24 protein-coding genes are annotated in these 21853 nt (G+C 69.8%); 13 read left to right on the top strand and 11 right to left on the bottom strand.

Translation table 11 applies throughout. From position 1 onward, the window contains the following. Positions 1–19 precede the first annotated feature (19 nt). The 3 genes from ACFJGV_RS04065 to ACFJGV_RS04075 form a co-directional block, all read right to left on the bottom strand. Positions 20–1342 carry an MFS transporter gene (locus ACFJGV_RS04065; protein WP_378147032.1) on the bottom strand — a complete coding sequence of 441 codons (1323 nt, stop codon included), beginning with the start codon at positions 1340–1342 and terminating at the stop codon, positions 20–22. Between the two features lie 66 nt (positions 1343–1408). Beyond that, entirely contained in the window at positions 1409–2158 is a 750-nt protein-coding gene (locus tag ACFJGV_RS04070; protein WP_378147034.1) for a FadR/GntR family transcriptional regulator, read from the bottom strand. Positions 2159–2266: 108 nt separating this feature from the next. Beyond that, a complete protein-coding gene (locus tag ACFJGV_RS04075) occupies positions 2267–3628 on the bottom strand; it encodes an NAD(P)H-dependent oxidoreductase (RefSeq protein WP_378147036.1) in 1362 nt (453 codons plus the stop codon). A gap of 194 nt (positions 3629–3822) precedes the next feature. On the opposite strand from ACFJGV_RS04075, the gene fbaA reads away from it, so the two are divergent. Together fbaA and ACFJGV_RS04085 are read left to right on the top strand one after the other, a co-directional pair. Beyond that, positions 3823–4848 (top strand): class II fructose-bisphosphate aldolase, encoded by a 1026-nt coding sequence (gene fbaA / locus ACFJGV_RS04080; protein WP_378147037.1) that lies wholly within the window; start codon positions 3823–3825, stop codon positions 4846–4848. Positions 4849–4858: 10 nt separating this feature from the next. Next, on the top strand, positions 4859–5482 hold the full coding sequence (locus ACFJGV_RS04085; protein ID WP_378147038.1) for a DUF6264 family protein: 624 nt from the start codon (positions 4859–4861) through the stop codon (positions 5480–5482). 77 nt (positions 5483–5559) lie between these two features. On the opposite strand, the gene ACFJGV_RS04090 is transcribed toward ACFJGV_RS04085, so the two are convergent. Continuing rightward, on the bottom strand, positions 5560–6585 hold the full coding sequence (locus ACFJGV_RS04090) for a 4-hydroxy-3-methylbut-2-enyl diphosphate reductase (RefSeq protein WP_378148618.1): 1026 nt from the start codon (positions 6583–6585) through the stop codon (positions 5560–5562). 112 nt (positions 6586–6697) lie between these two features. On the opposite strand from ACFJGV_RS04090, the gene xseA reads away from it, so the two are divergent. The 7 genes from xseA (at position 6698) to ACFJGV_RS04125 (ending at position 12303) form a co-directional block, all read left to right on the top strand. After that, positions 6698–7960 carry an exodeoxyribonuclease VII large subunit gene (xseA, locus tag ACFJGV_RS04095; protein ID WP_378147040.1) on the top strand — a complete coding sequence of 421 codons (1263 nt, stop codon included), beginning with the start codon at positions 6698–6700 and terminating at the stop codon, positions 7958–7960. 34 nt (positions 7961–7994) lie between these two features. Then, positions 7995–8213, top strand: coding sequence for an exodeoxyribonuclease VII small subunit (locus tag ACFJGV_RS04100; protein WP_378147042.1), 219 nt, complete (start codon positions 7995–7997; stop codon positions 8211–8213). A gap of 2 nt (positions 8214–8215) precedes the next feature. Continuing rightward, on the top strand, positions 8216–8878 hold the full coding sequence (locus ACFJGV_RS04105; protein ID WP_378147043.1) for a DUF4245 domain-containing protein: 663 nt from the start codon (positions 8216–8218) through the stop codon (positions 8876–8878). Between the two features lie 112 nt (positions 8879–8990). Further along, the gene (locus ACFJGV_RS04110; protein WP_378148620.1) at positions 8991–9596 is read left to right on the top strand and encodes a carbonic anhydrase; all 606 of its coding nucleotides are present in this window, start codon (positions 8991–8993) and stop codon (positions 9594–9596) included. Between the two features lie 62 nt (positions 9597–9658). Further along, positions 9659–11071 (top strand): class II fumarate hydratase, encoded by a 1413-nt coding sequence (locus ACFJGV_RS04115; protein ID WP_378147045.1) that lies wholly within the window; start codon positions 9659–9661, stop codon positions 11069–11071. 112 nt (positions 11072–11183) lie between these two features. Next, a complete protein-coding gene (locus ACFJGV_RS04120) occupies positions 11184–11654 on the top strand; it encodes a prepilin peptidase (RefSeq protein ID WP_378147047.1) in 471 nt (156 codons plus the stop codon). 91 nt (positions 11655–11745) lie between these two features. Next, on the top strand, positions 11746–12303 hold the full coding sequence (locus ACFJGV_RS04125) for a dihydrofolate reductase family protein (RefSeq protein WP_378147048.1): 558 nt from the start codon (positions 11746–11748) through the stop codon (positions 12301–12303). Between the two features lie 3 nt (positions 12304–12306). Here ACFJGV_RS04125 and ACFJGV_RS04130 read toward each other — a convergent pair whose 3' ends face one another. Further along, complete coding sequence (locus ACFJGV_RS04130) at positions 12307–13671, bottom strand: PhoH family protein (protein WP_378147050.1); 1365 nt, start codon at positions 13669–13671, stop codon at positions 12307–12309. Positions 13672–13871: 200 nt separating this feature from the next. Further along, positions 13872–14657, bottom strand: coding sequence for an isoprenyl transferase (locus ACFJGV_RS04135; RefSeq protein ID WP_378147051.1), 786 nt, complete (start codon positions 14655–14657; stop codon positions 13872–13874). A gap of 70 nt (positions 14658–14727) precedes the next feature. Here ACFJGV_RS04135 and ACFJGV_RS04140 point away from each other — a divergent pair, with 70 nt between their 5' ends. Further along, on the top strand, positions 14728–15423 hold the full coding sequence (locus tag ACFJGV_RS04140; RefSeq protein ID WP_378147053.1) for a hemolysin III family protein: 696 nt from the start codon (positions 14728–14730) through the stop codon (positions 15421–15423). 336 nt (positions 15424–15759) lie between these two features. On the opposite strand, the gene ACFJGV_RS04145 is transcribed toward ACFJGV_RS04140, so the two are convergent. Together ACFJGV_RS04145 and mca are read right to left on the bottom strand one after the other, a co-directional pair. After that, the gene (locus ACFJGV_RS04145) at positions 15760–16023 is read right to left on the bottom strand and encodes a hypothetical protein (RefSeq protein ID WP_378147054.1); all 264 of its coding nucleotides are present in this window, start codon (positions 16021–16023) and stop codon (positions 15760–15762) included. Further along, a complete protein-coding gene (gene mca / locus ACFJGV_RS04150; protein ID WP_378147056.1) occupies positions 16020–16883 on the bottom strand; it encodes a mycothiol conjugate amidase Mca in 864 nt (287 codons plus the stop codon). Before mca ends, ACFJGV_RS04145 begins: the two co-directional genes overlap by 4 nt. 91 nt (positions 16884–16974) lie before the next feature. Here mca and ACFJGV_RS04155 point away from each other — a divergent pair, with 91 nt between their 5' ends. Both ACFJGV_RS04155 and greA read left to right on the top strand, forming a co-directional pair. Continuing rightward, positions 16975–17433, top strand: coding sequence for a DUF4307 domain-containing protein (locus ACFJGV_RS04155; protein ID WP_378147058.1), 459 nt, complete (start codon positions 16975–16977; stop codon positions 17431–17433). A 60-nt stretch (positions 17434–17493) separates the two neighbouring features. Continuing rightward, the gene (greA, locus tag ACFJGV_RS04160; RefSeq protein ID WP_378147059.1) at positions 17494–17973 is read left to right on the top strand and encodes a transcription elongation factor GreA; all 480 of its coding nucleotides are present in this window, start codon (positions 17494–17496) and stop codon (positions 17971–17973) included. Positions 17974–18034: 61 nt separating this feature from the next. Here greA and ACFJGV_RS04165 read toward each other — a convergent pair whose 3' ends face one another. After that, positions 18035–18376 (bottom strand): MerR family DNA-binding transcriptional regulator, encoded by a 342-nt coding sequence (locus tag ACFJGV_RS04165; RefSeq protein ID WP_378147060.1) that lies wholly within the window; start codon positions 18374–18376, stop codon positions 18035–18037. 54 nt (positions 18377–18430) lie between these two features. Between ACFJGV_RS04165 and ACFJGV_RS04170 the strand changes: the two genes are divergently transcribed. Beyond that, positions 18431–19363, top strand: a complete 933-nt coding sequence (locus ACFJGV_RS04170) for an alpha/beta hydrolase family esterase (RefSeq protein WP_378147061.1) — start codon at positions 18431–18433, stop codon at positions 19361–19363. A gap of 19 nt (positions 19364–19382) precedes the next feature. On the opposite strand, the gene ilvA is transcribed toward ACFJGV_RS04170, so the two are convergent. Together ilvA and ACFJGV_RS04180 are read right to left on the bottom strand one after the other, a co-directional pair. Further along, entirely contained in the window at positions 19383–20627 is a 1245-nt protein-coding gene (gene ilvA, locus ACFJGV_RS04175) for a threonine ammonia-lyase (protein WP_378147062.1), read from the bottom strand. Then, positions 20624–21847: an AI-2E family transporter gene (locus ACFJGV_RS04180; RefSeq protein WP_378147064.1), complete on the bottom strand. Its 1224-nt coding sequence runs from the start codon at positions 21845–21847 to the stop codon at positions 20624–20626. Before ACFJGV_RS04180 ends, ilvA begins: the two co-directional genes overlap by 4 nt. Between the last annotated feature and the right edge of the window lie 6 nt (positions 21848–21853).

Here is a 21853-nt window from a genome sequence, read left to right on the forward strand (position 1 = left end):
CAGCGCGCTAGGGGAGGCGCTACCCGGCGGCGATGATCGCGTCGACCTCGGCGCGCTCCTTCTTGCCCCAGGTCTCGCGGGTGAGGAGCGCGGCGATCAGCCCGATGACGCCGACCGCGACGAAGATCCAGGCCACACCCGTCCAGCCCATCGCCGCCGCGGCAGCGGTCGCGATGAAGGGGATGAACCCCGAGATCGCCGCGGAGAACTGGTAGCCGAGGGAGGCGCCCGAGGTGCGGGTGTGGGTGGGGAACAGCTCGCTGAAGTACGCACCCTGAGTCCCGGCCAGCAGGTCGTGGATGATCGTCAGCGCGATGAAGTAGACGCCGATGATGAGGAACGGCACACCCGTGTTCACCAGGAGGAACATCGGGAAGCCGAACGCGATGGTGGCGGCCGAGCCGATCAGGTACATCGTGCGGCGCCCCACCCTGTCGCTGAGAGAGCCCCAGAACACGGTCGTGAAGATGCCGAGGCCCGTCGCGACGATGAGGCCGGTCAATGCGGTCTGGCGGTCGGCGATCTCGTTCGACGTGATGTAGCTGATCATGTACGTCACGATGACGTAGAAGCCGCCGGTCTCGGCCAGTCGCAGCCCGATGACCCGGAGGATGTTCCTCCAGTCCTCGCGGATCACCGTGAGGATCGGGTTCTTCACGACCATGCCCGTCGACTTGGTCTCCACGAACTCGGGGCTCTCCGAGACCTTGAGCCGGATGATGATGCCCGCGATGATCAGGATCGCGGAGAACAGGAAGGGCAGGCGCCAGGCCCACTCGCTATCGAATCCGGCGGTGGCGAGGAACGCGAGGTTGGCGAGGAACACGCCGAAGGGCACACCAGCCTGCGGGATGGCGGCGTACTTGCCGCGCTGACGCCACGGGGCGTGCTCGAAGGTCATGAGGATCGCCCCGCCCCACTCGGCGCCGAACGCCAGGCCCTGGATGACACGGATCGCGGTCAGGAGCAGCGGTGCGAGCAGCCCGACCTGCGCGTAGGTGGGCAGCAGTCCGATGAGGACGGTCGAGATGCCCATGACGAACAGCGCGCCGACGAGGACGGGCTTCCGGCCGATCTTGTCTCCGAGGTAGCCCCCGATGATGCCGCCGATGGGTCGCATGGCGAAGCCGATGCCGAAGGTGAGGAAGCCCAGCAGCACGCCGACGACCGGATCGGTGTTCGGGAAGAAGTCGGTGCCGAAGTAGAGGGCGGCGGCGGTGCCGTAGGCGAGGAAGTCGTAGTTCTCGATCGTGGTGCCGACCGCCGAGCCGAAGGCGGTCTTCAGCTTGTCGGGCGAACCCAGGGCCGCCTGCTTCGCAGTCGGTTGAGTGACGGTGGTCATGAGGGGTATCTCCTTTGATATGCGGCAGGCGGGTGACCGGATGCGTCGAGCCGGTCACCCGGCCCGTCACATGTCGGGCAGCACCACGCCTCCGACTCGTCCGGTCTTGTAGAAGTCGGTGATGTGCTCGCGGACGAGGCGCACGGCCTCCTCCGCGTCCTTCCGCTCGATGGCGGCGAGGATGCTCCTGTGCTCGGCGCGGACGGTCGTCGCGGTCTCCCGCCAGTCGGCCAGGCGGGCGTACGCGTCGATCATCTGCTTGTGGATGGCGATGCGCAGCGAGCCCATGAGGTGGGCGGCGAGCGCATTGCCGGACGACGACGCGATCCTCACGTGATACGCGGCGTCGAGGCTGTTGAACTGATCTGCCGTGATGTCGGGGGCGTCCATCTGGTCGAGGATGGCCTCGAGCTCGTGGACGTCCTCCTCAGTCGACGTCCGGGCGGCCTCCGCGACCGACCAGGTCTCGAGCGCGAGTCGCGTCTCGAGCACGTCGTGCTGGCTGAAGTGCCCGAGCGCGAGCTGCAGCTTGAGCAGGTTGACCATCCCGGGGCCCGGGGTGCCGAGGAGGACCGCTCCCCCGTCCGCACCCCCGCCCCGTCGGATGTCGACCACGCCGAGCGCCTCGAGCACCCGCAGGGACTCGCGCAGGGACGGCCGCGAGACCCCCAGGAGCACCGCGAGGTCGCGTTCGCTCGGCAGGTGGTCGCCCACCTTGAGCCGGCCGTCGAGGATGCGCTCCTCGATCTGCGCCATCACCTGCTCGTAGGTCCGCACCCGTTGGACGGGCTCCCATCCGCTCGCCTCGGTCGTCATGCCAGTCCCGCTTCCCGGTTCGAAGGTCGCCGATGCCGTCATCGGCGCACCTCCTCATGGTAGTTTCCGCGGGCATGATGGTCAGACCTCTGTAGGGGTTCGGTCTGTTCAGGCCGTCGCCGCGAGATGCTCGGCTCGGAACTCGTTCTCGAGCTCGCGACGCACCTGGACGGCGAGCAGCGACTCGTCGGCGTCGACGTCGTCCCACGAGATCATCTGGTCCTTCGGCACGTCGCGGATGAGCTTCATCCCATGGGCCAGACCGAGGGGCAGAGCGTTGTGCCCGAGAGAGATGTGCGCGGGCGCGAGCTTGCCGAACACGGTGTAGCCGCCCTCCCCGTCCAACGTCTCACCGGCGCGCAGCTCCTTCTTCGCGGTCGACACGACGTCGCCGTGGAAGCCGTGAGCGGTGCCGGTGGGCTCGCCGCGAAGGACGGCCGACGCGATCGAGACGGGGAGCTCGAGCCCGATCATGTGGTACGGCCGGTAGAGCGAGCCGTAGCGTCCGCTGTCGTCGGTCTTGACCCCGTACTCGGCGAAGCACTGGGCCGCGTAGTCGGTCTTGGCCTCGAACGTCACGAAGACGCCCCAGCGCAGGTCGCGCGCCACCTCGGTGCCGTCACGGTGGAGGCTCGAGATGATGTCGACCGTGCCGCGGCGCGACAGCGTGCCGCCCTTCTCCTGCTCCTTGAGCAGCTGCGGCAGCTCGTCGACGTCGACCGGGGTGAAGTGCAGGCCCTCATCCATCGGGATGAGCCCCGTGCCGTTCGCGACGGCGGCGGCCTCGATCGCGGACTTGGTGCCGTCGAGGAAGGAGTTGAACATCTTCGGGTTGAAGTCGCCCGTGGCGAGCTGCTCGGCGGTGAAGCCGTAGTAGTCCCAGACGGTGTCGGGGGTCGAGTAGTGGTACTCGGGCAGGTACTTCGTGCCCTTTCCGGCGGAGACGACGTCGAAGCCGACGGTGCGGCACCAGTCCACGAGCTCGGAGATCAGGGCGGGCTGGTCGCCGTACGCCATCGAGTAGACGACGCCGGCGGCGGCGGCGCGGCGGGCGAGGATCGGTCCGACCATGCAGTCGGCCTCGACGTTCACCATGACGATGTGCTTGCCGTTGTCGATCGCCGTGAGGGCGTGATAGGTGCCGATGATGGGGTTGCCCGTGATCTCGAGGATGATCTCGATGCGACCGTGGGTGAGGAGCGAGTCCGCGCTCTCGGTCACGTGGGTGCCGCCCGTGGCGAGCGCTTCGTCGAGACTCGACGCCGCATACCGCTCCGCGGGCCAGCCCGTGCGGTCGAGGGCCTCCTTGGCCTTGGGGACGTTGATGTCGGCGACGCCCACCACGTGGATGCCGGGCTGATCGACGGCCTGAGTCAGGAACATCGACGAGAACTTCCCGGCGCCGATGACGCCGACCCGGATGGGCCCGCTCTCTGCGGTGCGCTTCTGGAGAAGCGAATACAGGTTCATTGACGAACTACTCCCTTGTAGACGAGCGCCATCGCCCTCGCCCGATCTGCTTGCGGACTGATGGTCTGACCATCTGTCTTTCACCCATGGTGCGATGGATTGGATCGGGTGTCAAGTCCCGCGGGAGTCCGAGCCCTAGACTCGGAGTCGAACGCACAGGCCGGCGCCGTGGCGCGCCCACCGAAGGAGATGACATGCCCATCGCGACTCCCGACCAGTACGCAGAGATGCTCGACAAGGCGAAGGCAGGCGGCTTCGCATACCCGGCCATCAACGTGTCGTCGTCACAGACGCTCAACGCCGTGCTGCAGGGCTTCCAGGAGGCCGGATCCGACGGCATCATCCAGGTCACCACCGGCGGCGCCGACTACTTCGCCGGCCAGTCGGTGAAGGCCCGCGCCACCGGCGCCCTGGCGTTCGCCCGCTTCGCCCACGAGGTCGCGAAGAGCTACGACATCACCGTGGCTCTCCACACCGACCACTGCCCCAAGCCCGCGCTCGAGGACTTCGTGCTGCCGCTGATCGCCGCCTCGGAGGAGGAGGTCAAGGCCGGTCGCGAGCCGCTGTTCCAGTCGCACATGTGGGACGGATCCGCGGTGCCGCTCGATGAGAACCTCGAGATCGCGCAGGACATGCTGAAGCGCACCAAGAACATCAACGCCATCCTCGAGGTCGAGATCGGCGTCGTCGGCGGTGAGGAGGACGGCGTCGCTCACGAGATCAACGAGCACCTCTACACCACCCTCGCCGACGCGACGAAGACCGTCGAGGCTCTCGGCCTGGGTGAGAACGGCCGATACATGGCCGCCCTCACCTTCGGCAACGTGCACGGCGTGTACAAGCCCGGCAACGTCAAGCTCCGCCCGGAGCTGCTCGGCGAGATCCAGGCGGGTCTGACCGAGCGGTTCGGCCACGGGCCGAAGCCCCTCGACCTCGTCTTCCACGGCGGATCGGGATCGACCGACGCGGAGATCGCCGAGGCCGTCGCCAACGGCGTCGTGAAGATGAACATCGACACCGACACCCAGTACGCGTTCACGCGCGGTGTCGCAGCGTGGATGTTCACGAACTACGACGGCGTGCTCAAGGTCGACGGCGAGGTCGGCAACAAGAAGGTGTACGACCCCCGCGCCTGGGGCAAGTCGGCCGAGACCGCGATGGCCGCCCGCGTCGTCGAGGCCACCCAGCAGCTCGGCTCCGCCGGACACTCCGGAAAGTAGCCCCCTCCGCGTGACCGACGAGCAGAACGGCGCAGGCCGGGGCGAGCAGAGCGACCCCCGGCCCAAGCCGAAGTACGGCGAACTTGCCCCTCCCGGATGGACGTGGCAGCCGCCGCCCGACCCCTACGCCACACCGGCGAAGCCGACGGACGAGGAGGATGCGGCACCCGCGTCCGCGCCCTCGGGCGGATGGGCGCCGCCGCGCGCACCCGGTGCTCCCGGCCCTGTGCCCGGGCCCGGTGGGGCGCCCGGAGACCGACCTCGGCGCGGCGGCGACTTCGTCGCGACCATCGCGCTGCTGGTGTTCGGGCTGTTCTCGGTCATCAACAACGTGGTGACGCTGTTCGACCTCGACTCGTTCCTCCGGCAGTTCGCCGCACTGTACGACATCCAGGACTACTCGCCGAACGGCGAGTTCTCGGCCGCGGGCGTCGGCGTGGGCATCTTCTGGATCGTGCTCTACCTCGCGACCGTATGGATCTCGGTGGTCTCGCTGCGCGCGCGCCGGCTCACGTTCTGGATCCCGCTCGTGGCAGGGGTGGTCGCCACGCTCTCGGCGACGGTGCTGTACCTGATCGCCTTGCTGTCGGATCCGACCGTGCTCGATCAGTTCTCCACCGCTCCCCCGCTGTAGACGGAAGGCGCTGTACGCGGAAGGCGCTGTAGACGCAAGGGAGCACCCGGGGCGGCGCGCGGCGGGGCCGCACGCGCTCAGGCGCGGGAGCGGCCCCCCAGCGCCCGCGCGTCGCGCTGACCCGCGGTGTCCTTCCGCAGCTCCTTCGGGAGCGAGAACACGAGGTCCTCCTCGGCGGTGGTCACCGTCTCGACGTCGCCGTAGCCGGCGCCCGCGAGCTGATCGAGCAGCTCCTGCACGAGCACCTCGGGCACGGAGGCACCGGAGGTGACGCCGACGGTCTCGACGCCGTCGAGCCACTCCTGCCGCACCTCGTCGGCGTAGTCGACCCGGTAGGCGGCCTTCGCGCCGTACTCGAGGGCGACCTCGACCAGTCTCACGGAGTTGGACGAGTTCGCGGAGCCCACCACGATGACGAGATCGGCGTCCTTCGCCACCTTCTTGATGGCCACCTGACGGTTCTGGGTGGCGTAGCAGATGTCGTCGCTCGGCGGATCCTGCAGGTGGGGGAAGCGCTCGCGCAGCAGCCGAACGGTCTCCATCGTCTCGTCGACCGACAGCGTGGTCTGCGAGAGCCAGACGACCTTCTCCGGGTCCTTCACCTCGACGAACGGGACGTCCTCGGGCCCGTTCACGAGCGTGATGTGCTCGGGCGCCTCGCCTGCCGTGCCCTCGACCTCCTCGTGGCCCTTGTGGCCGATCAGGAGGATCTCGAAGTCGTCGCGCGCGAAGCGCACGGCCTCTCGGTGCACCTTGGTGACCAGGGGGCAGGTGGCGTCGATGGCCTGGAGCCCGCGATCGGCGGCGCCCTGCACGACGGCCGGCGACACACCGTGCGCCGAGAACACGACGTGCGAGCCCTGAGGCACCTCGTCGACCTCCTCAACGAAGATCGCGCCGCGCCTCTCGAGGGTGGCGACCACGTGCTTGTTGTGGACGATCTGCTTGCGCACGTAGACGGGGGCGCCGTAGTGCTCCAGAGCCTTCTCGACGGCGACCACCGCGCGGTCGACTCCTGCACAGTAGCCGCGGGGGGCGGCGAGCAGCACACGCTTCTGACCGGCCACCGGCTTATCGTCTAGCCTGGTCCTCGTGCCCGGCATCCGGGGCACTCCGAGGCTGATCGTCGCGTTGCTCACCTCCCGATTCTATGTCGGGCTGCGCAGACGCAGGTGGGGTCCGCCCACCGCGAACACGGCCGCGAACAGGAGGACAGTGACCGACGCACCCGCCGGCATCGACGCACCGCCCACGCTCGAGAACCCCTGGCCGGTCGCCGGGTTCGCCGAGAAGATCCGCGGCTACATCGACCGCCTCGGCACGGCCTGGGTGGAGGGCGAGATCACGCAGTGGGGTGTGTCGGGCGGCAACGTCTACGGCAAGCTCCGCGATCTCACGGCCGATGCGACGATCGGGTTCACCATCTGGTCGTCGGTCAAGTCGCGCATCCCGGCCGACCTCAAGCAGGGCGATCGGGTGCTCATGCTCGTCAAGCCCAACTACTGGGTCAAGGGCGGCTCGCTCACCATGCAGGCGTACGACGTGCGGCACGTCGGCCTCGGCGACCTCCTCGAGAGGCTGGAGCAGCTGAAGCGCACGCTCGCCGCCGAGGGCCTGTTCGCGCCCGAGCGGAAGCGCCCGCTGCCCTTCCTCCCGGGCTGCGTCGGCCTCATCACGGGCAAGGACAGCGACGCCGAGAAGGATGTGCTGCGCAACGCGCAGCTGCGCTGGCCGTCGGTGCACTTCCGTGTGGTCCACGCCGCCGTGCAGGGCGATCGCACGGCACGCGAGGTGAGCCGTGCCATCGCGCAGCTCGACGCCGATCCCGAGGTCGACGTCATCATCGTCGCCCGCGGCGGCGGCGACTTCCAGAACCTGCTCGGATTCAGCGACGAGGCGGTGCTGCGGGCCGCGGCCGCCGCGACCACTCCCCTCGTCAGCGCCATCGGGCACGAGGCCGACAGCCCCCTGCTCGACCTCGTCGCCGACCTCCGTGCCTCCACCCCGACCGACGCGGCGAAGCGGGTCATCCCGGATGTCGCGGAAGAGCTGAGCCGTGTCGACCAGGCCCGCTCCCGTATCCGGATGCGGGTGAGCCACCAGGTGCAGGTCGAGGTCGACCGCATCGGGCAGCTGCGGTCGAGGCCGTCGCTGGCCACCCCGTCCTGGATCATCGACTCGAGGTCAGAGGAGCTGACCCGGTTCGTCGCCCGCGGCGTCGAGCTCGTCGAGCGCGCGATCGAGCACGAGGCGCGCACCGTGCGCGAGCTCGCGGCGCACGTGCGGGCGCTGTCCCCGCAGCGCACCCTCGACCGCGGGTACGCCATCGCCCAGTCCTCGACCGGCGCGGTGGTCCGCTCCGCCGCCGAGGCCCCCGCCGGCGAGACGCTCACTCTCACACTCGCCGAGGGCGTGGTCGGGGCGACGTCGCTCGGCACCAAGGCCGATCACGTCCGCTCCGCGCATCCCCCGCTCTGAGCCTCGTCGTAGCCGGAACGGATAAAAACCCCCCATGCCAGAATCGCCCACGGCCGACGTCTCGGAGCTCAGCTACGAGCAGGCCCGCGACGAGCTGATCCGCGTCGTGGGTGAGCTCGAGCAGGGCTCCGCCACCCTCGAGCAGTCGCTCTCGCTCTGGGAGCGCGGCGAGGCGCTGGCCTCGCGCTGCGAGCAGTGGCTGCTCGGCGCGCGCGAGCGTCTCGATGCCGCCAGGCGGGGAGTCGAGGGCTGACCGTGGCCGGCACCTCGAAGCCGATCGTCGCGGAGCTCGGCCGCCCCGAGACCCCGCAGGAGACCGCCGCTCGCCTGGCCGAGCAGTCCCGCCTGTACCGGCAGCGCAAGACGCTGAACAACCTCGTGCTCTCGCTCCTCGTCTCGGTGGGACTCGTGGCCGTGATCATCCTCGCGGTCCCCCGCCCGACGACCGTGCAGCGCGATCCGATCGACTACGCGCAGGTGGCCGAGTCGGTCCAGACCTCGATGCCCGTCCCGCTCGCCGTCCCCTCGCTCCCCGAGGGGTGGACGTCGAACGCCGCCGAGCTGCGGGGCGGCGGCGCCGACGGTGTGGCCTCCTGGTACATCGGCCTCCTCACCTCCGGCGACTCGCCGCAGTACGTGGGTCTCACGCAGGCGCTCGACTCGAACCCGACCTGGATGGCGCAGCAACTGGGCGACAGCGTCGCCGCCGGCACGGTCGACCTCGACGGCGTGACCTGGACGGTGTTCGACAACCGCGGACGGTCGGGCGACTTCGGCAACAACCAGTACGCCCTCGAGGCCGAGTCGGGCCGGTCGACGTACATCGTGGCGGGCACGGCGACGCCCGAGGAGGTCCAGCAGGTGGCCGCCTCGATCGCCTCGAACGTGCTCGCGCAGACCGATGCGTCGAGCCAGTAGACCTCCATCCCCTCATCAGACCCTTCACCAGCCGAGACCAGATGACCCGCCTGCGGGTCCGGGAGACGACGTGACAGACACCAGGACCACGCCCGCATCCGTGTGGGCCGAGATGATGGCCGGCAACGAGCGCTTCGTCGCCGGCACGCCTCTGCACCCGCGCCAGGACGTCGAGCGCCGTCACGAGCTCGAGGCGGTGCAGCAGCCGATGGCCGCGCTGTTCGGATGCTCCGACTCGCGACTCGCGGCCGAGATCATCTTCGACCTCGGCCTCGGCGACCTCTTCGTGGTGCGCAACGCCGGCCAGGTGATGGCCGAGTCGATCGCGGGGTCGCTGGAATACGCGGTCGAGGTGCTCGGGGTGAAGCTCATCGTCGTGCTCGGGCACGACGCCTGCGGTGCGGTCGCGGCCGCCATCGGGTCTGTCGAGCCGGATGCGCAGCCCCTGCCGGGCAGCATCCGCACCCTGGTGCAGAAGATCACGCCCGCCATCTACAAGCTGAGCGCGCCGCGCGACCAGAACGGCGAGCTCGTGGTCGCCGACATCGACCCGCAGGAGGTGGGCCGCATGCACCTGCGCGACACCGTGCAGGAGCTGATGCAGTCCTCCGACATCGTCGCTCGCGCGGTCGCGGACGGTAGATTGGCCGTGGTGGGCGCGAACTACCGCCTCTCCGAGGGCCGCGCCTACGCCGACATCGTGATGGGCGAGGTCTGACCTCTCCGCTCACCCTCCCGCTGCGATGAGCAGCGACTCCCTGATGAAAGGACGACCACACAGTGGTGGACACCGCTCCCGAGACCGAGTACCGCATCGAGCACGACACGATGGGAGAGGTGAGGGTCCCGAAGTCGGCCCTCTACGCGGCGCAGACGCAGCGCGCGGTCGAGAACTTCCCCGTCTCGGGCGCTGTGCTCGAGTCGGCGCAGATCGCGGCGCTCGCCCGCATCAAGAAGGCCGCGGCCCTCGCCAACGCCCGCCTCGGGGTGCTCGAGCAGGACATCGCCGACTCGATCGCCTCCGCGGCCGACCGCGTCATCACCGGTGACCTCGACGCGCAGTTCCCGATCGACGTCTACCAGACCGGTTCCGGCACCTCGTCGAACATGAACATGAACGAGGTGCTGTCGACCCTGGCGACCGAGTCGCTCGGGCGCACGGTGCACCCGAACGACCACGTCAACGCCTCGCAGTCGTCGAACGACGTCTTCCCCACGTCGGTGCACGTGGCCGTGACGGGCGCGCTCATCCACGACCTCATCCCGTCGCTCCAGCACCTCGCCGAGGCCCTCGAGGAGAAGGCCGCCGAGTGGGCGACCGTCGTGAAATCGGGACGCACCCATCTCATGGACGCCACGCCCGTGACCCTCGGGCAGGAGTTCGGCGGCTACGCGGCTCAGATCCGTCTTGGGATCGAGCGTGTGCAGAACACCCTGCCGCACGTGGCCGAGGTGCCCCTCGGCGGCACGGCCGTCGGCACGGGCATCAACACCCCGGCCGGCTTCCCGCAGCTGGTGATCTCGCTGCTCGCCGAGGAGACCGGCCTGCCGATCACCGAGGCGCGCGACCACTTCGAGGCGCAGGGCGCCCGCGATTCGCTCGTCGAGGCCTCCGGCGCGCTCCGCACCCTCGCCGTGTCGCTCACGAAGATCTGCAACGACCTCCGCTGGATGGGATCGGGCCCGAACACCGGTCTCGGCGAGCTCCACATCCCCGACCTCCAGCCCGGCTCGTCGATCATGCCCGGCAAGGTCAACCCCGTCATCCCCGAGGCCGTCCTCATGGTCGCCTCGCGGGTGATCGGCAACGACGCCTCGATCGCCTGGTCGGGCGCTTCGGGCTCGTTCGAGCTGAACGTCGCCATCCCCGTGATGGGCACGGCGCTGCTCGAGTCGATCCGTCTGCTCTCGTCGTCGTCGGTGCTGCTGGCCGATAAGACCGTCCGGGGGCTCAAGGCCAACGTCGAGCGTGCGCGCGCACTGGCCGAGTCCTCGCCCTCGATCGTCACGCCGCTCAACCGCGTGATCGGCTACGAGGCGGCGGCCAAGATCGCGAAGCACTCGGTGGCCAAGGGCATCACGGTGCGCGACGCCGTCATCGACCTCGGCTTCGTCGAGCGCGGCGAGGTCACGCTCGAGCAGCTCGACTCCGCCCTCGACGTGCTCTCGATGACCCGTCCCGCCCAGTCCTGAGCGCAGCGCGGCCGCGCGCCGCGCTCCTGCACAGCCCCGAGAAGCCGGGTGCGCATCCACAGATGTGCACCCGGCTTCTCCGTGTCTGGCCCGATAGCCCTACCGTCGTCGCATGCCGGTCGTCGTCCCTCTCCTCTGCCTCGTCACGGTCGCCGTGCGGGGAGCGGAGGCGGGCCTCCTCCCCGGGCTGTGGTTCGCGGCGACCGGATGCCGGCTCGCGCTCGCCGACCTCGTCGAGCGGCGCCTCCCCAACGCGCTCACCCTCCCGGGCCTCGCCCTTGCTGCGATGGCGGCCTGCCGCGATCCCCCGGTGGGTCTCTGGATGCTCGGCGCGGCGGCGCTGATGACCGTCTGCTGGCGGGTCGGCGCGGTCGGGATGGGCGACGTCAAGCTGTCCATCGGGCTATGCGGTGCGGTCGCGCTGGTGGGCGGCGCATCCGCGGCCCTCACCGCGTGCGCAGCGGCGGTCGTGCTCTGCGGGCTGCTCGCGCTCGACGCGCTGCGCTCGGGCGACCGACACATCCCCCTCGGGCCCCCGCTGCTGCTCGCCGCCTGGGTCGGTGTGGTGCTGTCGCCGGCGTGAGCCGGCCCCGAGCTCGGGCAGTGCCGGTCACGAAGCGCGGTGCCGGTCACGGGCCGGTGACGTCACGCGGTCCGGGGGCTACCCTGACCGCATGCGTCCGCTGCGATACTCCATCAACGTCACACTCGACGGCTGCGTCGACCACCGCGAGGGAGTCGCCGATCCCTCCCTCCACCGGCACGCGGCCGAGGCACTGGGCCGAGCCGACGCGCTGATCTTCGGACGGCACGTCTACTCGATGATGGAGGATGCCTGGCGTGGGCCCTTCCCCGACTCGAGGCCGGATTGGATGAGGCCCTTCGCCCGCACCATCGACACGGCGAAGAAGTACGTGGTCTCGACGACGCTCGACGCCGACGCCGCCGACTGGAACGCCGATCTGCTGCGGGGCGGCGACCGTCTGGAGGACGAGATCCGGGCGCTCAAGGCCCAGCCGGGCGAGGGCCTCTACACGGGAGGAGTCGCCCTCCCGACCGCTCTCGCCCGGCTCGACCTCATCGACGAGTACGAGTTCGTCGTGCATCCGCGGGTGGCCGGCCACGGCCCCTACCTCTTCGGTGGGCTCCCCTCCCCGATCGAGCTCACGCCGATCGGCGAGACCCGCCTCGAGTCCGGAGCCGTGGCCACCCGCTACGTGCCCACGCGCTGACCGCTACGCCAGCTCGTTCGACTCCAGCATCTCGGTCACCAGGGCCGCGATGGCCGAGCGCTCCGATCGGGTGAAGGTCACGTGCCCGAACAGCGAGTGCCCCTTCAGCGTCTCGATCACCGACGCGACGCCGTCGTGCCGGCCGACCCGCAGGTTGTCGCGCTGGGCCACGTCGTGGGTCAGCACCACCCGCGAGTTCTGGCCGATCCGCGACAGCACCGTGAGCAGCACGTTGCGCTCGAGCGACTGCGCCTCGTCGACGATCACGAAGGCGTCGTGGAGAGAGCGACCACGGATGTGCGTCAGCGGCAGCACCTCGAGGATGCCCCGGTCGACCACCTCGTCGAGCACGTTCTGCGAGACGAGCGAGCCGAGCGTGTCGAACACCGCCTGAGCCCACGGGTTCATCTTCTCGGCCGCGTCGCCGGGCAGGTAGCCGAGCTCCTGACCGCCTACCGCGTACAGCGGACGGAAGACCATGATCTTCCGGTGCTGCTGCTTCTCGAGCACGGCGTCGAGTCCGGCGCAGAGCGCGAGAGCCGACTTGCCGGTGCCCGCGCGACCGCCGAGCGACACGATGCCGATCTCGGGGTCGAGCAGCATGTCGATCGCGATGCGCTGCTCGGCCGACCGGCCGTGCACGCCGAACACGTCGCGATCGCCTCGCACCAGACGGAGAGCGTTCGGCCCGGTCACGCGACCCAGTGCCGATCCGCGATCGGAGTGGATGACGAGCCCCGTGTTGATCGGCAGCCCCGCGACCGCGGGGGTGTCGAGCTCCTCGTGCTCGTACAGCTTCGCCATGAGGTCGGAGCCGAGGGAGAGATCCGTGATGCCCGTCCAGCCCGAGTCGGGCGCCTGTTCTGCCCGGTACTCCTCGGCGGCGAGGCCGATCGACGCGGCCTTCACGCGGAGCGGGAGGTCCTTCGAGACGACCGTGACGTCGAGGCCGTCGTTCGACAGGTTGAGCGCCACGGCGAGGATTCGTGTGTCGTTGTCGCCGAGCTGGAGGCCCGACGGCAGCACGGACTGGTTCGAGTGGTTGAGCTCGACGCGGACGCTGCCGCCGTTCTCGAGCGCGATCGGGAAGTCGAGACGCTCGTGCTGGATGCGCAGCTCGTCGAGGTTGCGCAGCGCCTGGCGGGCGAAGTAGCCGATCTCCGGGTCGTTCCGCTTCTTCTCCAGCTCGGAGATCACCACCACCGGGAGCACGACGTCGTGCTCCGCGAATCGGAAGATCGCCTTCGGGTCAGACAACAAGACCGAGGTATCCAACACATAGGTACGCTCGGTCTGCTTGACGGTGTCTGGGGTGCTGCCTGAGGGCGAGACGTCCTTTCGAGTGATCTTGCTGGACTTGCGGGTCATGGGCTCGGCCACATCCACTCCAACCCCGAGCGCGTGGCGCTCGGACCGTGTAACGAGCCGGCCAGTGGATCGCGAAACGAACTTATGTGGCCGTCTCGACCAGGTGCCATACCTGATGACACTGAAACTACGACTCCCGGGCTCTCGGCGGGTTACGACACGCGACCGATCAGATTAACGCCGAGTTACACCGGTGTAGTTCACCCGCCGTAGCGGCGGTGGCGGCGCGCGTAGTCGCGCAACGCGCGGAGGAAGTCGACCTCGCGGACGTCGGGTCCGAGGGCCTCCATGAAGTAGAACTCGCTGTGGGCGCTCTGCCACAGCATGAAGTCGCTCAGACGCTGCTCCCCCGACGTGCGGACGACCAGATCCGGGTCGGGCTGCCCACCCGTGTAGAGGTGGTCGGCGATGAGCTCCTGGTCGATCGACGCCTCGAGCTCGTCGAACCCGTGGCCCGCCGCCCGGTGCGCCTGGATGATGCTGCGCACCGCCTCCGCGATCTCATGGCGCCCGCCGTAGCCGACCGCGAGGTTGACGTGGAGCCCGGTCGCGGAGGCGGTGCTCGCCTCCGCCTCGCGGAGCGCCGTGACGAGGTCGTCGGGCAGGCCACGGTCGGAACCGAGGTGCTGCACGCGCCAGTCGCGGTAGTGCGAGACGTCGTAGGCCAGGTCGGCGATGATCCTCACCAGCTCGTCGAGCTCCTCCGAGCCGCGGTTCTTGAGGTTGTCGGTGGAGAGCAGATAGAGGGTGACCACCTCGATGCCGAGGTCGTCGCACCACTGCAGGAACTCGAGCATCTTCGCCGCGCCCGCACGATGGCCGTGCGCGGCGGTCTCGAGTGCGCGCTGCTTGGCCCAGCGGCGGTTGCCGTCCACGATCATCGCGACGTGCTTGGGCAGCTCGGCCGATTCGAGGCTCTTGCGGATGCGCCGTTGGTACACCCGGTAGAGGAGGCCCTCCCCGAGGAGGTCGCGGCTAATCGGCACAGGTTCACCGTACTCGCCCGGCAGGCGATCTCCCAGCCGACGCCCGGAGCCCCCACGTAGCCTGGACGACATGAGCTCTGCGCACATCCCGGTCCTCGAGGAGGGCTTGTCACCGGCCCCCGCGGAGGAGCGCCCCTCGTGGCGCGGCTGGCTCCACGCCGGCATGCTGCCGCTCACCATCGCGGCCGGCATCGTGCTCATCTGCCTGGCCGACGGTGCCCTCGCCAAGTGGACCAGCGCCGTCTTCATGGTCACGTCGATCATGCTGTTCGGCAACTCGGCGCTGTACCACCGCTTCGCGTGGAAGCCGAAGACGAAGCTGCTGCTCAAGCGCATCGACCACTCGAACATCTTCCTGCTCATCGCCGGCACCTACACGCCCATGGCGGCGCTCACCCTCTCCGGCGACAAGGCCGCGCTCCTGCTCTCACTCGTCTGGGGAGGCGCGGTCCTCGGCATCGCCTTCCGCGTGTTCTGGATCGGCGCCCCGCGCTGGCTCTACGTGGCGCTCTACCTCCTGCTCGGCTGGGCCGCGGTGATGTACGCGGTCGACATCTACACCGCCAACCCGGCCACGATGATCCTGGTCGCCGTCGGCGGCATCGCCTACAGCCTCGGCGCCGTCGCCTACGCGCTCAAGCGGCCGAACCCGTTCCCCGGGAGGTTCGGCTTCCACGAGGTGTTCCACGCGTTCACCGTGATCGCGTTCCTCTGCCATTGGACGGCCATCCTCCTCGTCGCCGTCGCCCCGCCGAACGGCGTCTGACCCGCGCTGAGCAGATCCCTCCCACCGGCTCCGCGCCGCTGAGTATCCGGCGATCGTCATCACTCACGGAGGGACCTGCGCACGGCGCCGGGGTCCGAGCGATCGTCGATCCTCGTCACGGCATCTGACCAAGCTCGACGAATAGGGCGGCGCTCCCCCGGAATCTCGTGATGACGATCAGTGCGCCGAGCCGGGACGCCCTCAGTCTTCGGACTGTCGAGCTCATACCGCCACCTCGACACCGGATGCCGGAAAGCCCCTGCTCTGGAGCCGGACTTGCCGAGATTCGGTGTCGGAGTGACGGCGCCCCCGGCGAGCCCGGGCGGACACGCGGGACTAGCGCTCCGGCGTGCCCGATCCCGCGCCCTTGTCGCCGCGGTTCTGGGCCGCGAGCTCCTCCTCGAGCTCCATGCGCACCTTCTCGCGGTAGTTGACCCGGCGCACGCGGCGCACCATGTCGATGACGAGGAGCACGGTCACCGCGGCGACGAGGAACGTCACGATGAAGCCGACGACACCCGGGGTGACGGTGTCGGGATCCGGCGTGGTGTCGTCAGCCAGCAGCCACGCCGTCGTGGCGGAGGCGAGCAGGGGGGTCATGCGTCCTCGATCCCGGCGAACAGGTCGCTCTCGACGTCGTCGCCTGCGATCGCGGGAGAGACCCGCGACGCGGCCAGCTGGAAGTCCTCGTACGGCCAGGCGCGGCGCTGCATGTCGTTCGGCCAGAAGAAGAACGGGGTGTCGGGCGCGACCTGGCTGGCGTGGGCGCGGAGCGCCGCATCACGCACCTCGAAGAACCCGCCCGCCGGAACCTGGGCGGTGACCACGGGCCGCTCGCGCTTCTCCATCCACTCGCGCATCTCGGTGAACGAGGCGAGGAGCGGACTCTCCGGGCTCTCGCTCCGGAGGGTCTCGAACACCGCCTCGAAGCGGGCGGGGTTCATGATGCGGTCGTAGTAGACCTTCGAGACCTCCCACGGCTCGCCCGCATCCGGATACGCCTCGGGATCACCTGCCGCCTCGTAAGCGCGCATCGAGATCTCGTGGCAGCGGATGTGGTCGGGATGCGGGTAACCGCCGTTCTCGTCGTAGGTCACGAGCACCTGGGGCTTGAACCGGCGCATCAGCCGCACCAGGGGCGCCGCCGAGGTCTCGACGGGGATCGCCGCGAACGCGTTGGTCGGCAGGGGCTCCCCCTCCCCGGGCAGACCGGAGTCGTGGTAGCCGAGCCAGCGGTGCTCGAAGCCGACGGCCTGCTGAGCAGCAGCCATCTCGATGCGGCGCAGCCCCGCCATGTCGCGTTCGGCCCAGCTGCGGTCGGCGAGGGACTCGTTGAGGACGGAGCCTCGCTCCCCTCCGGTGCAGCTGACCACCATCACCTCGACGCCCCGATCGAGGTAGTACGCGTAGGTCGCGGCTCCCTTGCTCGACTCGTCGTCGGGATGGGCGTGCACCGCCATCAAACGGAGGCTCAGCGGTCTCAACTCCTAGGAAGTACGTCTACCCTTGTGGTGCATCCAGACTATCCGTTCGAGTCCGAGAGGTCGCCGCGTGAGCCACGACGAGGAGATCGAGACCCCCGGTCCGGCCTACGTCGACCCCGACGACCGGATCGAGTCGAGCGAGATCGCGGCACGCTACGGCCGGACGAAGGGCAGGCGCTTCCGGGGCAAGGCGTTCGCGATCGGCGGCACGATCACGGCGCTCGTCGTCGCAGGCGCCTGGGTCGTGTGGGCGGGTCTCGACGGCGACTCGGCGAGCATCCAAGCCACCGACACCGGCCACCAGGTGGTCGACGACACCACGGTCACGGTCGATTGGAACCTCTCCGCGCCCGCCGGGGCCTCGGTGCGCTGCGCCATCCAGGCGATGAACGCCGACTTCCGCACAGTCGGGTGGAAGGTCGTCGACGTGCCCCCGAGCGACTCGGCGATCCGGCCCCTCTCCGAGACCGTGCGCACCACGGAGCTGGCCACCACGGGTTTGATCTCCAGCTGCTGGCTGTCGTAGAGTTCTCTGATACGTCCGGGCCAGAGGTCCGGGCGTCGAGCTTTAACGAGGAGTGCTCCCATGGCAGAGGCCACCTTCCTGACGCAGGACGCATACGACCGACTCGCCGCCGAGCTCGAGGAGCTGAGCGGCCCCGCTCGCCTCGACATCGCCAAGAAGATCGAGGCGGCGCGCGAAGAGGGCGACCTCAAGGAGAACGGCGGCTACCACGCCGCGAAGGACGAGCAGGGCAAGATCGAGGCGCGCATCCGCCAGCTCACCGAGCTGCTGCGCACGGCCGAGGTCGGCGAGGCCAAGGAGAGCCACGGCGTCGTCGAGCCGGGCACCGTCGTCACAGCCCTGGTGGCGGGCGGCGAAGAGCGCTTCCTGCTGGGCTCCCGCGAGATCGCGGGCCAGACCGACCTCGACGTCTACAGCGAGCAGAGCCCGCTCGGCAGCGCCATCATCGGCCTCAAGATCGGCGAGAAGACCACCTACACCGCTCCCAACGGGCGCGACATCGCGGTCGAGATCGTCAACGTCGAGACCTTCTCCGGCTGACCAGCCGAGGCGGATGCGCACATCGCCGAACGACGAGCGGCGAGCTGACAGCGACCCCCGCTCAGCCCACCTCGTCGACGATGCGCGACAGCGCCGCGTGCGTCACCGTCATCTCGGCGATCCGCTCGGCCATGCGGTCGCGCACCTCCGCGAGCTGGTCCCGTGAGGCGCGGTGCACCTCCGGTGCGGCGTCGCCGCTGCACGCGAGAACGGCGCCCGCGAGCTCGCGGCTTATCCCGAGCCCGAATAGCAGCTGGAGGTTCCGGGCCCGCGCCACGGCCGCTTCGTCGTACTCGCGGTAGCCGTTCGCACCGCGCTCCGCCTCGATCAGCCCGTGCTGCTCGTAATAGCGCAGCGACCGCGCGCTCACGCCGCTCCGACGGCTCAGCTCTCCGATCAGCACGGCGTCTCCCCTCGACTTGACCTTGACACGATGTCAGAGTCTACAGTCCGACGCATGACACCCACCTCCGATCCCCGAGCCCTCCGTCGCGACACCCTCGTCGACACCGTCGACCACGTCATCCAGCACTCCGTCGAGCTCGACGGCCTCCAGCGGACCTTCACCGTCATCGGCGCCCCGACCGCGCCCGCCGCCCGCCCGCTCGTGCTCGTCTTCCACGGCTCCCGGCAGGACGGCGAGTCCCACCGTCGATTCACCCACGACGCCCTGCTCCCCCTCGCGACGAGCGGGGAGGCGGTGGTCGCCTACCTCGACGGCTACCGCGGCCACTGGAACGACGCTCGCCGTGAGAGCTCGTTCGCGGCGCGACGGCGCGGGGTCGACGACGTCGCGTTCGCGCGGATGGTCGTGGACCGTCTCGAGGCCTCGCACGGTATCGACCCGGCCCGGGTCGTGACGGTGGGGTACTCCAACGGCGGCCAGATGGTCTTCCGTCTTCTGCACGAGGCGCCGGAACTCGTCTCCGCCGCGGTGATCATCGCGGCGGCGATGCCCGCGCCCGAGAGCTTCCTGGCGAGCCCGAGTGCCCCGGCGGCACGCCCGACCCCGATCGCCCTCGTCCACGGCACGCGTGACCCGATCGTGCCCTTCGAGGGCGGCACGATGCGCTGGTGGGCGCGACGGCTGTTCCGGGTCGGCGGCCGCAGCCTCTCGGCCCTCGAGACCGCCGCGTATCTGGCGGCCCGCAACGGCCTTGACGGACCGCCCGAGGTGACGCCCCTCGAAGCGGCAGCGTCCTCCGACGGTCGCACCACGGTCATCCGCACCCGCTACAGCACGCCCGACATCCCCTCGGTCACCCTCTACGAGGTCAGAGGCGGCGGCCACACCGTGCCCGGCCTGCGCCCGTCACCGCGGATGGTCGGCCGCACCACGGCCGACGTCACCCTGGCCGACCTGGTCGCGGAGGCCGTCTCCCTCGCATGACCGCGGAGACGGGTGCCGGCTACTGCTCCACGCGGACCGTGTAGCCGGCGTCCTCGAGCTTCGCGATGATCTCGTCGCGGTGATGGTGACCGCGCGCCTCGATGTGCAGCTCGAGCTCGACCTCGCTGATCTGGAGACCCTTGCCGTGGCGGGTGTGCTGAACCTCGACCACGTTGGCGTTGGCCTCGGCGACGAGCTCGGCGGTGCGCGCCAGCTGACCGGGACGATCGGGCAGCATCACGCGGAGCTTGAGGTAACGGTCGGAGGCCGCCAGGCCGTGGCTGATCACACGCTGCATGAGCATCGGGTCGATGTTGCCGCCTGAGAGCATGACCACGGTCGTGCCCGTCTCGCGGACGGCGCCCGCGAGCACGGCGGCCACACCGACGGCGCCCGCGGGCTCGACGACCTGCTTCGCCCGCTCGAGCAGCACCACGAGGGCCCGGGCGATGTCGGCCTCGGAGACGGTGACGACCTCGTCGACGAGGTCGCGGATGATCTGGAAGTTGAGCACCCCGGGACGCGCCACGGCGATGCCGTCGGCGATCGTGGGCAGGGTGACGATGTGCACCGGCTCGCCGGCCTCGATCGAGGGCGGGTAGGCCGCGGAGTTCGCCGCCTGCACGCCGATCACGCGGATCTCGCGCCCCTCGCGGGCGGCCCGCTGCTTCACCGCCGCCGCGATGCCCGCGATGAGACCCCCGCCGCCGATCGGCACCACCACGGTCTCGAGGTCGGGCACCTGGTCGAGGATCTCGAGCCCGAGCGTGCCCTGGCCGGCGATGACGTCGGGGTGATCGAACGGCGGGATGAAGACCGCGCCCGTCGTCTCGGCGAACTCCGCCGCGGCGCGCAGCGGCTCTTCGACCGTGTGACCTCGGAGCAGGACGTCGGCGCCGTAACCCCGCGTCGCCTCGAGCTTGGGGAGCGCGACGCCCAGCGGCATGAAGATCGTGGCGTGGATGCCCAGCTCGCGCGCGGCGAAGGCGACACCCTGGGCGTGGTTGCCGGCCGACGCGGCGACGACACCCCGCGCCTTCTCCTCGTCGGTGAGGGCGAGGATGCGGTTGTACGCCCCGCGGATCTTGTACGAGCCGGTGCGCTGCAGATTCTCGCACTTGAGGAAGACGGGCGAGCCGACGAGCTCGGCGAGGTAGGTCGACCGCTCCATCGGCGTGACCTTCGCCACCGCGCTCACGCGCGTGCGGGCGGCCTCCATCTGCTCGAGCGTGGGCGCGGCCTGAACGTGCGTCGTGTCGGTCATGGGGTGGCGGTGTCCTTCGTGCTTCGGGTGCGCAGACGTCGGGGGCTCCTCGGCGGCGGGCCGGAGTCGGCGGCGGGCGCCCGTGGGGCTCGCCCGTCGGTGCGCCACTGCCCGCTCGCGACGTACTTGATCATGACATTAAGCGTGGCGACCACGGGCACGGCGAAGAACGCCCCCGCGATGCCCGCGATCATCGAACCGCCTGCGACGGCGAGCACTACGGCGAGCGGATGCACCTTGACGGCCGTGCCCATGACGAGCGGCTGCAGGATGTGACCCTCGACCTGCTGCACGAGCAGCACGACGCCGAGCATGATCAGCGCGATCACCCAGCCGTTGTAGACCAGTGCGATGAAGACCGCGAACGCCCCCGTCACGACGGCTCCCACGATCGGGATGAAGGACCCGAGGAAGACGAGCACGCCGATGGGGATGGCCAGAGGCACACCGAGGATCGCGGCGCCCGTGGCGATGCCTATGGCGTCGATGAGGGCGACGAGGATCTGCACCTTCACGAAGGAGCGGAGGGTGTTCCAGCCGGCCTTGCCTGCACCGTCGACCGCGAGCCGGGCGCGACGGGGGAAGACACGGACGAGCCAGCCCCAGATGCGCTCCCCGTCGATGAGGATGAAGAGCGTGGCGAAGAGCACGAGGAGAGCGCCCACGAGCACGTGCCCGAAGGTGGTGCCGACGCTGAGGGCGCTGCGCGCCAGCGACGATGCGTCGTCCTGGATCGCCTGCCAGGCCTGGGCGACGTACTGGTCGAACTGCTGATCGGTGACGTGGAGGGGTGACTCCTCGAGCCAGCGGCGCAGGTCCATGAACGAGGCGACGGCGCGATCTCGCACGTCGCCGAATCCGGCCGACACCTGGGTCGCCACGAGGTAGATCAGCGCCGCGACCGCGACGAGCGTGCCGACCTCCGCCGTGACGATCGCCGCCCAGCGGGGCCAGTGGTGGCGCACGAGGAAGTTCTTGAAGGGCACCAGCAGGGCGGCGAGCACCACGGCGACGAGGAGCGGCACGATGATCTCGCGCAGCTGGGCGATGAGGAACAGCAGGAGGGCGAGGCCGCCCGCGACCAGCAGGATCCGCCACGACCAGGCCGAGGCCAGGCGCATCCCCCGTGGGATCGACTCGACGATCGGGTCGGCCGCCGCTCCCCGCGCGCGCGCCGCAGCCCTGAGGCGGCGGGACGGTCGCGGCATGGGCTCCGGCATGGAGTC

Source organism: Cnuibacter sp. UC19_7, from assembly GCF_042699995.1.
Lineage (GTDB): Bacteria > Actinomycetota > Actinomycetes > Actinomycetales > Microbacteriaceae > Cnuibacter.